The 13901-nt window shown below is 43.5% G+C and carries 14 protein-coding genes and 1 pseudogene; all 15 read left to right on the top strand.

The window, feature by feature from the left end; translation table 11 throughout:
- Positions 1-12: 12 nt before the first annotated feature.
- The 15 genes and pseudogenes from spoIIIAF (at position 13) to recN (ending at position 13854) form a co-directional block, all read left to right on the top strand.
- Positions 13-624: a stage III sporulation protein AF gene (gene spoIIIAF / locus CJ483_RS05960; RefSeq protein WP_120032902.1), complete on the top strand. Its 612-nt coding sequence runs from the start codon at positions 13-15 to the stop codon at positions 622-624.
- Entirely contained in the window at positions 617-1252 is a 636-nt protein-coding gene (spoIIIAG, locus tag CJ483_RS05955; RefSeq protein ID WP_259455578.1) for a stage III sporulation protein AG, read from the top strand. Before spoIIIAF ends, spoIIIAG begins: the two co-directional genes overlap by 8 nt.
- Positions 1253-1843 (top strand): SpoIIIAH-like family protein, encoded by a 591-nt coding sequence (locus CJ483_RS05950; protein ID WP_120032899.1) that lies wholly within the window; start codon positions 1253-1255, stop codon positions 1841-1843.
- A 227-nt stretch (positions 1844-2070) separates the two neighbouring features.
- Complete coding sequence (gene accB, locus CJ483_RS05945) at positions 2071-2577, top strand: acetyl-CoA carboxylase biotin carboxyl carrier protein (RefSeq protein ID WP_120032895.1); 507 nt, start codon at positions 2071-2073, stop codon at positions 2575-2577.
- A gap of 16 nt (positions 2578-2593) precedes the next feature.
- Positions 2594-3952 (top strand): acetyl-CoA carboxylase biotin carboxylase subunit, encoded by a 1359-nt coding sequence (accC, locus tag CJ483_RS05940; RefSeq protein ID WP_120032892.1) that lies wholly within the window; start codon positions 2594-2596, stop codon positions 3950-3952.
- Positions 3953-3955: 3 nt separating this feature from the next.
- Positions 3956-4387, top strand: coding sequence for an Asp23/Gls24 family envelope stress response protein (locus CJ483_RS05935; protein ID WP_120032889.1), 432 nt, complete (start codon positions 3956-3958; stop codon positions 4385-4387).
- A 137-nt stretch (positions 4388-4524) separates the two neighbouring features.
- Positions 4525-4911: a transcription antitermination factor NusB gene (gene nusB, locus CJ483_RS05930; RefSeq protein ID WP_120032886.1), complete on the top strand. Its 387-nt coding sequence runs from the start codon at positions 4525-4527 to the stop codon at positions 4909-4911.
- 28 nt (positions 4912-4939) lie between these two features.
- Positions 4940-5803, top strand: coding sequence for a bifunctional methylenetetrahydrofolate dehydrogenase/methenyltetrahydrofolate cyclohydrolase FolD (gene folD, locus CJ483_RS05925; RefSeq protein ID WP_120032882.1), 864 nt, complete (start codon positions 4940-4942; stop codon positions 5801-5803).
- A gap of 250 nt (positions 5804-6053) precedes the next feature.
- A complete protein-coding gene (xseA, locus tag CJ483_RS05920; protein WP_120032879.1) occupies positions 6054-7409 on the top strand; it encodes an exodeoxyribonuclease VII large subunit in 1356 nt (451 codons plus the stop codon).
- Positions 7399-7626, top strand: a complete 228-nt coding sequence (gene xseB, locus CJ483_RS05915; RefSeq protein ID WP_120032876.1) for an exodeoxyribonuclease VII small subunit — start codon at positions 7399-7401, stop codon at positions 7624-7626. The genes xseA and xseB overlap by 11 nt, the downstream gene beginning before the upstream one ends.
- A 2-nt stretch (positions 7627-7628) precedes the next feature.
- Complete coding sequence (locus tag CJ483_RS05910) at positions 7629-8513, top strand: polyprenyl synthetase family protein (protein ID WP_120032873.1); 885 nt, start codon at positions 7629-7631, stop codon at positions 8511-8513.
- A gap of 219 nt (positions 8514-8732) precedes the next feature.
- Positions 8733-10625, top strand: a complete 1893-nt coding sequence (gene dxs, locus CJ483_RS05905) for a 1-deoxy-D-xylulose-5-phosphate synthase (RefSeq protein WP_120032870.1) — start codon at positions 8733-8735, stop codon at positions 10623-10625.
- 2 nt (positions 10626-10627) lie between these two features.
- Positions 10628-11457: pseudogene (locus CJ483_RS05900) on the top strand (TlyA family RNA methyltransferase); the annotation flags it as partial.
- A gap of 220 nt (positions 11458-11677) precedes the next feature.
- Positions 11678-12127, top strand: coding sequence for a transcriptional regulator AhrC/ArgR (gene ahrC, locus CJ483_RS05895; RefSeq protein ID WP_120032867.1), 450 nt, complete (start codon positions 11678-11680; stop codon positions 12125-12127).
- Positions 12128-12144: 17 nt separating this feature from the next.
- Positions 12145-13854, top strand: coding sequence for a DNA repair protein RecN (recN, locus tag CJ483_RS05890; RefSeq protein ID WP_120032863.1), 1710 nt, complete (start codon positions 12145-12147; stop codon positions 13852-13854).
- Positions 13855-13901: the final 47 nt, after the last annotated feature.

The raw sequence follows: 13901 nt of genomic DNA, 5'->3' as shown, positions 1-13901 counted from the left end.
GGGACGAAGCCTATGGCTTTTTTTACTGACTGGCTGGAAAGTGTCATTGCTTTTCTGTTATTGGCTGCTGTGATGGATTTGCTCATGCCGTCCAATCGCTTTCAGCAATATGCAAAGGTGGTCATTGGATTGCTTTTACTGTTTGTAATGCTGCAGCCATTGTGGAAGGTTCTTTCAGTGAATATTGAAGAAGAGCTGTCAAAGTGGGCAGAGAGCACGATAACTAATCAACAGGCAACTACAGCTGTTGCCAACAAACAAAGCAGCTTGGAGTCTTCTAAAGAGCTATTCATTTTAAAAGAGAGTGAACAGCAACTGCAGGCGCTTGTAGAGAATGAACTGAAGCATACATTCCATAAGCAGATTGTTGATATCAATATTCAGGTGAGCAAATGGGAGAATTCTTTGCCAAAAAATATTGAACGCATTGATGTATACATGGCTTCACTCTCAGCTGAGACAGAAGGTCAATATGTAAAAGAGGTTCGCATTGACTCTTCCGAACAAACAGAGCCCATTCAAAAAGAAGAGAGAAACCTAGCTTCTTTTCTCTCAAAAAAGTGGAATATTCCGATGGAGCAATTGAATATTCATATGGTAGAGGAGGGGGACAGCCTTGAGTGATCGTAAAAGCCGCTTTAAGTGGCTGCAATCCTTAATCCCATCTAAAAAAAGCGGAGAGGAGAAAACAGCGAACAAAGCAAAATGGATGGCAATTGCCGCCATTATCGGTATTAGTTTTATGCTTCTAAGTGATTTGAAGGATAGGGGAGAAATAAATGCTGTCCTCCCGCAAGACTCTTCTGAGGAGGAGGGAAATGAACAAACAGCGCCTGCAAAGGAAGATTTTGAAAAAATCTATGAGCGGGAGCTTACCGCTGCTTTGGAGCAAATCGCTGGTGTCAGCAATGTTACAGTTGTAGTTACTATTGAAGCATCCGAGAGAAAGGTATTTGAGAAAAATACAGCTGTAAAAACACAGGAAACAAAGGAACAGGATAAGAAAGGTGGGGAACGTACCATTACTGACCAAACAAGGGACGAAAATTTAGTTATGGTGAAAAAAGACGGAGGGGAAGCACCCGTCATTCAGGAAATGAAAAAACCTGATATCCGTGGCGTCCTAGTTGTAGCGGAAGGGGCCGAAAATATTCAAGTGAAAAAATGGATCATTGAATCAGTAACCAGGGTGTTAAATGTGCCAAGCCATCGTGTGGCAGTCATGCCGAAAAAACCAAAGGAGGATGCTTAAATGTTATTAAAAAAACAAACTGTCTGGCTGCTGACAATGCTAAGTTTAGTTGTTGTTCTATCGGTCTACTATATTACTTCGCCCGAACAGCTATCTCCGGAAACAGCTTCACCCGTAGAGGAAGGACAAATAACAACTGAAGTGGCGGAAGAAAAAGTAGATGGCAGTAAAGTGACGGACCAAGAAGCAAAGAGCACAGCGGGTGATAAGCAGGCAGCTATCGTTACCGAATCAGCAGGCGATGAAGCGTTTGATATGCTTCGTCTGGAGATGCAAGATGACCGCAATAAGATGAAAGAAGAGCTAACATCAAAAGTAGCGTCGAAGGACTTATCTGCTGAAGACAAAAATGCAGCTTATGAAGAAATGGAGAAGCTGACAGAATTAGCTACAAAGGAAAATGTGCTGGAAACATTGATTAAATCTAAAGGATATTCTGATGCGCTCGTTCGGGCAGATGGAGAGAACATTCGTATCACTGTAAAGTCCAATGAGCATTCAGCAGCGGCTGCAAATGAAATTATCCGCATGGCGAAGGACGAGCTTGGCAAGCAGCAGCCGATCGCTGTTGAGTTCCAGCCAGTTAAATAGATGAGGGTCGAATACTTTTTATCGACTAAGGGAAATTCCTGTCAGGACAGGTAGTCATCTGTCCTGACAGGGTTTTTTTATGAAAGTCCGGATTTATTATTTCATCTTAATAAAAAAAGGGATAAAATGAACCATACAAGCTTCAGCTAATTTTTCAGTTGAAGTTCCACTAGATATTATCGTAAGATGTTAGTATCTAGTCATAATCTTTCAAGGGGTGTCCATTAATGAAAGTACAGGAAATTAGAGAATTGATTAAGCTTGTCGATCAATCGTCAATTGAAGAGTTTGTATTTGAATCTGAAGGCAGTAAAATAGAAATGAAGAAAAATTCAGGTGTTACATATTCAGTTGCACCGCAGGCAGCACCTGTACAAGAGCCTGTGCAAGCTGCGCCTGTACAAGCGGCACCGGTTGCGCCTGCTGTAGTGGAACCAGCTGCTGTTCAGGAAACACCAACACCTGAAGCGCCAAAACCAGCCGCTTCAAACGAGAATTTACATAAGATTACTTCTCCTATGGTAGGAACATTCTATGAATCACCTTCTCCAGATGCAGACCCATACGTAAAAGCAGGCTCGAAAGTTTCGGCAGACACAGTCGTATGCATCGTAGAAGCAATGAAACTCTTTAATGAAATTGAAGCGGAAGTAGATGGAGAAATTGTAGAGGTTCTTGTAAAAGACGGCCAGCTGGTCGAGTATGGCCAGCCGTTATTTTTAGTGAAACCTTAATAAGGGAGAGAACGGAATGATTAACAAACTATTGATTGCCAACCGCGGCGAGATCGCAGTGCGGATCATCCGTGCCTGCAAAGAACTCGACGTGGAAACAGTCGCTGTTTATTCCGAGGCCGATAGAGAAGCTCTCCATGTCCAGCTCGCTGATGAAGCGTACTGTATTGGACCGACGGCTTCTAAGGACAGTTACTTAAATTTTACAAACATTGTTAGTGTGGCCAAGCTGACGAATTGCGATGCCATTCACCCAGGTTACGGCTTTTTGGCAGAAAATGCTGACTTTGCCGAGCTATGCCGCGAATGTAACATTGTTTTCGTTGGCCCGTCACCGGAAGCTATTACACAGATGGGAACGAAAGACGTAGCCCGTGAGACGATGAAGAAAGCCGGAGTGCCAATTGTGCCGGGGTCTAATGGGATTATTCAATCGATTGAAGACGGTCTTTCGACTGCTGCTGAGATCGGCTACCCTGTCATCATCAAAGCAACGGCAGGCGGCGGCGGAAAAGGCATTCGTGTAGCGCGGGATGAAGAAGAATTGAAAAAAGGCATTAATATGACGCAGCAGGAAGCGGCTACGGCCTTTGGAAATCCAGGAGTATATTTAGAGAAGTTCATTGAGGATTTTCGTCATGTTGAAATTCAAGTGCTTGCTGATACACATGGGCATGTTCTCCATTTGGGAGAGCGTGACTGTACGATTCAGCGCCGCATGCAAAAGTTGCTGGAAGAAACTCCTTCGCCAGCACTGGATGAAAAGACCCGAGAAGAAATGGGGAATGCTGCTGTTAAAGCTGCGCAAGCTGTCGAGTACACAGGAGCAGGAACAGTCGAGTTTATTTATGATTACCATGAAAGAAAGTTTTATTTCATGGAGATGAACACCAGGATTCAAGTAGAGCATCCGGTGACAGAAATGGTAACTGGTGTGGACTTGATTAAAGAACAAATCCGGATTGCCTCTGGAGAAGAGTTGTCCTTCACTCAGGAAGATGTAGAATTTACGGGCTGGTCTATTGAATGCCGTATAAATGCGGAAAACCCAGAGAAAAACTTTATGCCTTCTCCAGGAAGAATTACAGACTATATGCCGCCAGGAGGCTTTGGTGTCCGCGTGGATTCAGCCGCTTATCCAGGCTATATGATTCCACCGTATTATGATTCTATGATTGCTAAATTAATCACATATGGAGCAACACGTGAAGAAGCTATCGCCCGCATGAAAAGAGCATTAAGTGAATTTGTGATTGAAGGCATTCATACAACTATCCCGTTCCACTTAAGATTGCTTGAGCATGAGCAATTCGTTGGTGGAGAATTCAACACAAAGTTCCTCGAGAAATATGATGTAATGAAGACGGAGGTGTAAAAAATGGCAGAAAGCAATCAAACAGCTAATCAAGTATTAGAAATGAGCAACGGAGACAACGGTCTTGGTAGAATTGAGATTGCACCGGAAGTGATTGAGGTCATTGCTGGTATTGCTGCATCGGAAGTGGACGGCGTGGAAAAAATGCGCGGCAGCTTTGCATCTGGCGTAGTAGAGCGCCTCGGCAAGAAAAACCACGGGAAAGGTGTCCGTGTTGACTTAACGGAAGAGGGAATTAAAATCGATGTATATTGTGTCATCGCATTTGGCGTTTCTATTCCAGGGGTTGCTCAAAAGATCCAAGACGGTATTCGACAGGCATTATTGAATATGACTGCGTTAGAAGCGGAAGAAGTAAACATTCACGTAGTTGGTGTCCAATTTGATACAAAGGACACAAAAAACACTGAAAGCGATTTCGCTTCAGAGGTGTAAACAAAAAACCAAAGGGCTTTTCCCCTTTGGTTTTTTCTATAGGCAGGTTTTTTCAGAAGAAGATGTGACTTCGTTTGAATATGTGCTATTATCTTTTTATAATGCAGAAAAAGGCCAAATAAAGGAGCTTGAAATACATGAAAAGACGTACAGCACGTGAGAAGAGCCTGCAGGCACTTTACCAAATGGATGTAAGCGGCGCAGAACCGGAAGAAGCGATCAAGAATGTTTTAGAAGAAGAGCCGGCTGATGAATATTTGAGCAAAAGTGTAAAAGGGACTTTTGAGCACCTGGAAGAAATTGATGCAATCATCAAAGCCCATTTAGAAAAATGGTCCTTTGATCGCTTAGCGAGAGTGGACCGGAACATTCTACGGCTTGCCGTATTCGAAATGAAGTATGAAAATGATGTACCAGAGAAAGTAACTATTAATGAAGCCATCGAATTGGCCAAACAATTTAGTGATGAGCAATCAGGCAAATTTATTAATGGTGTGCTATCAAGAGTAAAAGAAACTTTATGATTTAGTGGAGAGCGAAGGGAGAAGAACAATGACAGCAGCTATTATCGACGGCAAAGCAATTGCAGGCGATATTCGTACTGAGTTAAAGAAAGAGATTGCAGAACTGAAGGAAAAGAGAATAACACCGGGATTGGCCGTTATATTGGTTGGGGAAGATCAAGCCTCCCATACATATGTGCGCAACAAAGAAAAGGCTTGCGCTGAAGTAGGCATTCATTCTGAGATTTACCGCTATCCGGCAGATTTGTCAGAAGAAGCGCTTTTGCAAAAGGTAGCAGAGCTTAATGAAGATCCGGCTATCCACGGAATTCTCGTCCAGCTGCCTTTGCCGGCACATCTATCCGAGGACAAAGTGATTGATGCAATCTCTCCGGAAAAAGATGTAGATGGTTTTCACCCAGTAAACGTAGGGAAAATGGCGATTGGCAAAGAAGCATTTTATTCGTGTACTCCGTATGGCATTATTAAAATGCTTGAAAGGGAAAATATTTCTTTAGAAGGCAAGCATGTCGTTGTCGTTGGCCGGAGCAATATTGTCGGCAAACCGGCAGCTCTTCTGTCGTTAAAAGAAAGCGCAACGGTCACTGTTTGTCATTCAAGAACAAAGGATCTGTCCGCTTTTACCAAGCGGGCGGATGTAGTGATTGCTGCAGTTGGAAAAGCAAAATTCTTGAAAAAAGATGACTTCAAGCCGGGAGCAATCGTTATTGATGTCGGCATGAACCGGGATGAAAACGGCAAGCTATGCGGCGATGTGGACTTTGAAAGTGCGAAAGAAATAGCTGGTGCTATTACGCCTGTACCAGGCGGGGTAGGGCCGATGACAATTACCATGCTGCTTTACAACACAGTACAGTCAGCGAAGCAAAAAGCAAAGCAGGCTGTTAAATAATCTTTCTATGAAAAGCTGTCTCCTAATCATGTTATAATGAGGAGGCAGCTTTTTAGCTGTTGTGAAAATCATCAAGTGATGACCGTGATACCTTTTTAAGGAGCCTGTCTTTGACGTCTGGCTTCTTATGCATCCAAATCACTTGTCCTCCATGAAGCCAGAAAACGACTTTTTGCAGGAAAGAACATTTTGCTTGTCTAGATCCATCAAGGCGCTTGCGCATTTGTTTTTCGAAAAGGTGGAATGAGAAATGGAAGTAGAACGTTATTTAACTGTTAAAGCCTTAACAAAATACATAAAGAGAAAGTTTGATGCCGATCCTCATTTAACAAACGTCTATGTTAAAGGGGAGATTTCCAACTTTAAAAGCCATTCAAGCGGGCACATGTACTTTACATTGAAAGATGATAAAGCACGGATTCTAGCTGTTATGTTTTCATCTGCCAATCGCTCGCTGAAATTTCAGCCAGAAAACGGCATGCAGGTGCTGGTCACAGGAGATATTACTGTCTACGAAGCGGGCGGGCAATATCAAATTTATGTAACCTCTATGCAGCCGGACGGTATCGGCAGTTTATATCTAGCTTTTGAACAACTAAAAACGAAGCTTGCGAAAGAGGGGCTTTTTGATGAGAATAGAAAAAGGCCGCTGCCCGCATATCCGAAAACGATCGGTATTGTAACTTCCCCGACAGGAGCAGCTGTTCGGGACATTATTACAACGATTAAGCGTCGTTATCCAGTGGCAGAAATGTTGATTTATCCTGCTCTCGTTCAAGGGGCGAATGCCGCTCCATCCATTGTAGCAGCCATTCAGCGAGCAAACGATGATGAACGGGCCGATGTACTGATTGTCGGGCGTGGCGGGGGATCCATTGAAGAGTTGTGGGCTTTTAATGAAGAAGACGTAGCCAGAGCAATTAATTTTTCGGCCATCCCTGTGATTTCAGCCGTCGGGCATGAAACCGATGTAACGATTGCTGATTTTGCGGCTGACAAGAGAGCGCCAACACCGACGGCTGGGGCCGAAATGGCTGTTCCGCATCTCGAAGAAGTATTGGAGAAGGTATTCGTTCGGAAAACAAGATTGATTCGGGCGATATCGGAAAAAGTGAGACGTGAGAGAAAAAGATTTGAAAGTGCCAGAAGTGCTTATATTATTCGTAATCCACAAGCGTTATATAGGCAGCAGCAGGAACGGCTCGACCGATTAACAGATAGGCTTGAAAGAGGACAATCTGTGTATATAAAAAATACAGCAGCACAAGTCAGCAATTTAACAGAAAGGTTGCAGCGGAGTCATCCAAAACGAAAGATTGATGAAGCAAAGCAGCAAGTCCAACGTCTGGATGCTTCTCTTTCTCGAGAGATTGGAACGCTTTTGCGAAGTAAAAAGGAAGAGTTGCGCCAGCACCTTTCCATGCTGGATGCATTGAGTCCTTTGAAAATCATGGAGCGCGGCTACAGTCTCGCTTATGATGAAGAAAACAAGCTTGTAAAATCAAGCGGTGAGGTGCAGGTCGGCGAGCAGGTGAAAGTGCAGCTTGTTGACGGAAGTTTGATTTGTCAAGTTGAATCAATTGAGGTGAAAGAGAATGGAAAATAAAGAGATCACATTTGAGGAAGCGATGGAAAAGCTGGAGTCTATCATTATGAAGTTAGAAGAGGGAGACGTGCCGCTGGAAAAAGCATTAAGCCTCTATCAAAAAGGGATGGAATTATCCGGGTTTTGTCATGCGCTTTTAAGCCAGGCGGAGGAACAATTAGCAAAACTAATAACAGATGATGGCGAAAAAGATTTTTCTGTTGATGAGGGGGAATAAACATGGCGGCTACACTGTCTGTTTTTATGAAGGAATACAAAGAAGTTTTAGAGAGAGAATTAAAAGAGTTAATTGCTGAATTGCAAGCACCCTCCGTGTTGAAAGAAGCGATGGACTATTCGCTGCAGGCTGGGGGCAAACGCATCCGTCCCATGTTAATTTTTGCTACGCTCGCTTCCTTTGGGGAACATCCTCGGACCGGCCTTGCAGCTGCTGCAGCACTTGAAATGATTCATACATACTCGCTGATCCATGACGATTTGCCGAGCATGGATGATGATGACTTGCGAAGAGGACAGCCTACAAACCATAAGGTATTCGGAGAGGCGGCTGCTATTCTAGCAGGAGATGCCTTATTAACGTACGCTTTTCAAATAATAGCTAAGTCTGAGAGTTACTCAAACGAGCAAAAAGTAACGTTAATTGAATGGCTCGCTGAGGCAGCAGGTCCCGAAGGAATGGTAGGCGGCCAAATGGCTGATATTGAAGGGGAAACAAAAGAGCTAACACTTGCTGAGCTGGAGTACATTCATAAGAATAAAACAGGCCGTTTACTCGCTTACAGTGTAATGGCTGGTGCTTTACTCGGGGGAGCAAATGAAGAACAACTGGCGCATTTTCAGCAATATGCTTTCCACATTGGTCTTGCGTTTCAAATCCAAGATGATATTTTAGATGTGGAAGGGTCGGAAGAAAAGCTTGGCAAACGAGTTGGCAGTGACTCTGCCAATCATAAAAGTACCTATCCAGCCTTGTTGACGATGGATGGGGCAAAAGACCAATTGGCCAAGCATGCAGAATTAGCACGTGCGGCGCTTTTGCAAACGAATACAGACTCGGCCTTGTTGCTCGAGCTTGTTGATTTAATTGCTACACGTGATCAGTAAGAAAATTGGCTAAAATTGTTGTGATTTGTTCTGTGTGGTATAATGATAGTATTACTTTCATCAAATTGCCGTTATCACACTTTGTGTTAGCGGCTATTTTTTCAAAGTATTTCAAGAAAAAGCAAATCAGTCAATTTTTCAGGGAAAAGTTGTGTAAAATAATGATCACGTTATAATAAAGAAAGTGAAATGACACAGTTATGAAAGTGAGTGATCCGATTGGATCTGTTATCTATTAAAAGTCCTGCCTTTTTAAAGGGCTTGACGATTGATGAATTAAATGACTTAAGCATGGATATTCGACAATTTTTGATTGAGAATTTGTCTAGAACAGGTGGCCATATCGGCCCTAACCTTGGGGTTGTTGAGCTGACCGTTGCTTTGCATCGCTGCTTCAATAGTCCTCAGGACAAAATTTTATGGGATGTCGGCCACCAATCGTATGTTCATAAAATATTAACTGGACGTGCTGGGCAATTTGAATCACTCCGCCAATATAAAGGGCTATGCGGCTTTCCTAAAATGGCAGAAAGCGAGCATGACGTATGGGAGACCGGGCACAGTTCTACGTCTTTGTCGGCGGCAATGGGCATGGCGATTGCCAGAGATTTAAAGAAAGAACAATCCTATATTGTGCCTGTGATTGGCGACGGAGCATTAACGGGCGGCATGGCTCTCGAAGCACTGAATCATATTGGCCATGAAAAAAAGAATATGATCGTCATCTTAAATGATAATGAAATGTCCATCGCTCCGAATGTAGGGGCTCTTCACAGCATACTTGGACGACTGCGGACCGCCGGCAAGTATAATTGGGTGAAAGATGAGCTTGAAGGTTTATTGAAAAAAATTCCGGCAGTTGGCGGAAAAATGGCCCAAACAGCCGAACGCTTAAAAGACAGCTTGAAATATTTACTCGTTTCTGGGATGTTTTTTGAAGAGCTTGGGTTTACTTATCTGGGGCCGATCGACGGACACAATTATGAAGAGTTATTAGAAAACCTGCAATATGCTAAGAAAACGGAAGGGCCAGTTTTGTTACATGTTTTAACTAAAAAAGGAAAAGGGTATGGCCCAGCAGAATTGGATACAAAGGGAACATGGCACGGAACCGGCCCGTATAAAATTGATACTGGCGATTTAATCAAGCCGGTCGGACAGCCGCCTGCCTGGAGTGCGCTTGTCAGCGAAACTGTCAGAAAAATCGCCCGCAAGGATGAACGCATTGTGGCGATTACACCAGCCATGCCTGTTGGCTCCAAGCTGCTTGGCTTTGCGGAAGAGTTTCCTGACCGGATGTTTGATGTCGGAATTGCAGAACAGCACGCTGCCACTGTTGCTGCCGGATTGGCTACCCAAGGGATGAAGCCTTTTCTGGCGATTTATTCTACGTTTTTGCAGCGGGCATATGACCAAGTTGTTCATGACATTTGCCGTCCAAACTTAAATGTATTTATTGGCATTGATCGAGCAGGGCTTGTCGGTGCAGATGGAGAAACCCACCAAGGTGTATTCGATATCGCCTTCCTGCGTCACATACCAAACATGGTCTTGATGATGCCAAAAGATGAAAATGAAGGCCAGCATATGGTTCATACAGCCATTCAATATGACAATGGGCCAATCGCTATGCGTTTCCCACGCGGCAATGGGCTGGGAGTAGCGATGGATGAAGAGCTGAAGCAAATTCCGATCGGCTCATGGGAAGTGTTGCGTGAAGGCACAGATGCCGCCATTTTAACTTTCGGCACAACGATCTCAATGGCGTTGAAAGCGGCAGCTATGGCAGAAAAACAAGGGCTATCAGTAAAGGTGGTCAATGCCCGCTTTATCAAACCGTTTGATGAATCAATGTTAATGAGTATATTCGAAGCTAACATGCCGATTTTGACGATCGAAGAAGCTGTTCTCCAAGGGGGCTTCGGCAGCGCTGTGATTGAATTTGCTCACGATCATGGATTTTATGGACAGGTTATTGATCGCATGGGAATTCCGGATTGCTTTATTGAACACGGCAGTGTGAATGCGCTGTTGGAGGAAATTGGTTTGACGGAAGAGACAGCTGTTCGCAAGCTGGCAGCAATGACACCAAAAAAACAGAAAAGAGCATGAGTATGAAAGCAAAGAAAGAACGCATAGATGTACTGCTCGTGGAAAGAGGGCTTATTGAGACGAGAGAAAAAGCAAAGCGGGCTGTGATGGCCGGTCTTGTGTATTCTAATGAAGAACGGCTTGATAAACCAGGTGAAAAGATCTCTTCAGATGCTCCTTTGCAAATAAAGGGGAATGTGCTTCCTTATGTAAGCCGCGGCGGTTTAAAATTGGAGAAAGCACTAAAGGTATTTGATTTAAAAATTAAAGATAAAATTATGATTGATATCGGCTCATCGACGGGGGGATTTACCGATTGTGCCCTGCAAAACGGGGCGAAGCTGTCTTATGCACTTGATGTCGGTTATAATCAGTTGGCCTGGAAGCTGCGCCAAGATGAGCGAGTCGTCGTCATGGAACGGACAAACTTCCGCTATGTGACACTGGCAGATTTTAGCAAAGGAGCTCCTGAATTTGCCACTATTGATGTATCTTTTATCTCGCTTTCGCTCATTCTTCCTGTTTTGAAAACCCTGCTTGTGCCCGGAAGTGACACAATAGCGTTGATTAAACCGCAATTTGAAGCAGGAAAAGAGCAGGTTGGCAAAAAGGGAATTGTCAGAGAGCCGGCTATCCATAAAGAAGTAATAGAAAAGATCATCAGCTTAGCGCTCGGACTCGGGTATGATGTTAAAAACCTTTCTTTTTCCCCAATTACCGGGGGGACGGCAACATTGAGTTTTTGATTCATTTAAATTGGCCACAGGCAAAGGCTGAAACAGGAGAGAACTTTTTAGAGGAGTCCGTTGATTCAGTTGTTAAGGCGGCTCACTCTGAATTGAAACAAATAAAAAAAATAATTAGCCGAAGGAGAAGACTGGTCAGGAATTTCCGGCCAGTTTTCTTGTTTATTAACCATCGGCCATCAAGAGAAAAAGCAAGGCCCATTACCAACATTATTTACCGAATAAACCTTATTGTCTGAAAGCTTTCCCTCGCTATACATAAGAAGTTAAATAAGATAGAATGTTGTATATTAAAGCATATTTATACGATTCCCGAGGTGGTAAACGATGAATAAAGGACAACGTCACATTAAAATTAGAGAAATTATTGCTAATAATGAAATAGAAACACAAGATGAATTAGTGGATTATCTAAAAGAACTCGGTTACAACGTTACACAGGCAACCGTTTCCCGGGATATTAAAGAGCTTCACTTAGTTAAAGTTCCATTAATGGATGGCCGCTATAAATACAGCTTGCCGGCGGATCAACGATTTAATCCCCTGCAAAAGTTAAAGCGTTCGCTGGTAGACTCTTTTGTCAGCATTGATTCTGCTGGACACTTTGTCATCATGAAAACACTTCCAGGAAATGCCCAGGCGGTCGGTGCATTGATTGATAATTTAGATTGGGAAGAGATCATGGGGACTATCTGTGGGGATGATACCTGCCTGCTCATTTGCCGCGCTCCAGAGCATACAGCTGTGATTTCAGAACGCTTTTTAGAAATGCTTTGATTTGAGGTGAACTGATTTTGTTACAGGAACTGTCCATACGCAATTTTGCTATCATAGAAGAACTTCATGTATCGCTGGAAAAAGGGCTGACTGTGCTTACTGGTGAAACCGGAGCCGGGAAATCGATTATTATTGATGCCGTTCACTTGCTTGTAGGCGGCCGTGGTTCGTCCGAATTTGTTCGTCATGGAGAAAAGAAGGCTGAAATAGAAGGAATGTTTCAAATTGACAGCCCCGATCACCCTTGTTTGGAAAAGGCGCAAGAGTTCGGCATTGATGTCGAAGAAGAAGCGATTGTCATTCGACGTGAAATCTCTGCAAACGGCAAAAGCGTGTGCCGCATCAACGGCAAGCTTGTAACGATCGGGATTTTGCGTGAGGTAGGTTCAGCTCTCGTTGATATCCACGGCCAGCATGAACATCAGGAGTTAATGGATGCCAGCCAGCATTTACGCCTGCTTGACCATTTTGGCGGAACGGAAGTGTTAGCAGCGAAGGATAGCTATGCGGAGGTTTACAAACGTTATGAACAAACGGTCAAAGCTATTAGCCAGTTGAGCGAAAATGAGCAACAGATGGCTCATCGATTGGACTTAATTCAATTTCAGCTTTCAGAAATCCAAAAAGCAGACTTACGGATTCACGAAGACGATGAACTTATGGAGGAGAAAAGAAAGCTGAGCAATTTTGAAAAACTGTATGAATCTGTTCAAAATGCCGCCAATGCCCTGCAAGGTGAAGGAAAGGGACTCGATTGGATTGGATTGGCCATGACTCAGTTAGAGGCTGCAGCTGAGATTGATGAGTCATATAAATCAGCCTACGAAGCCGTATCCGAGAGTTTTTATGTGCTTGAAGATGCCGCTCGACATGCAGGCTCAGCTTTGGATGGTCTCGAATTTGATCCAAATCGACTTAACTTTATTGAAGCAAGACTAAATGAAATCAATCAGCTGAAAAGAAAGTATGGAGGCTCTATCGAGGAGATTTTAGAGTATGGAGCCAAAATTGAAGAGGAAATTGACACGTTAACTAATAGAGAAACGCATATTGAAAAATTGCGTCATGAACTCTCAGCGTATGAGAAGGATTTGCTGCTTGAAGGAGAGCAGCTAAGCCATTTAAGACGGAAGGCTGCCAAGAAATTGACGGATGCCATTCATCTCGAGCTTAAGCAGCTATACATGGATAAAACAGTGTTTCAAATCCAATTCGCCACAATAGATGGAAAAGACGGAGTCCAGCCGAAGGTCTTTAAAAAAGATGGCCTTGATGAAGTAGAGTTTTATATTTCAACGAACCCGGGAGAACCGGTTAAACCACTTTCTAAAGTAGCATCGGGTGGAGAATTGTCACGGATTATGCTCGCCATGAAGACAATTTTTTCGCAGCACCAGGGCATCACTTCCATCATATTCGATGAAGTAGACACAGGAGTTAGCGGTCGTGTAGCTCAAGCTATCGGCGAGAAAATATATGAAGTCGCTGTCCATTCACAAGTGCTTTGTATCTCCCACTTGCCACAGGTGGCCGCTATGGCTGATACTCACTTATACATTTCAAAAATGATGAAAAATGGGCGGACGAAAACCCTAGTGGAGCCATTGAAAAACGAAGCAAAGGTCCGGGAGATTGGCCGCATGATCTCTGGAGTGGAGATGACAGATTTAACGAAACAACATGCAAAAGAACTGCTCGATCTGGCTGCCTCGTTAAAAATAAAATAAAAAGAAAAGCTGCTCTTGCGGCTTTTTTCTATCTTTTCATTTATAAG

This window comes from Bacillus sp. PK3_68 (assembly GCF_003600835.1).
Lineage (GTDB): Bacteria > Bacillota > Bacilli > Bacillales > Domibacillaceae > Pseudobacillus.
This window is presented reverse-complemented; position numbering and strand designations above follow the sequence as displayed.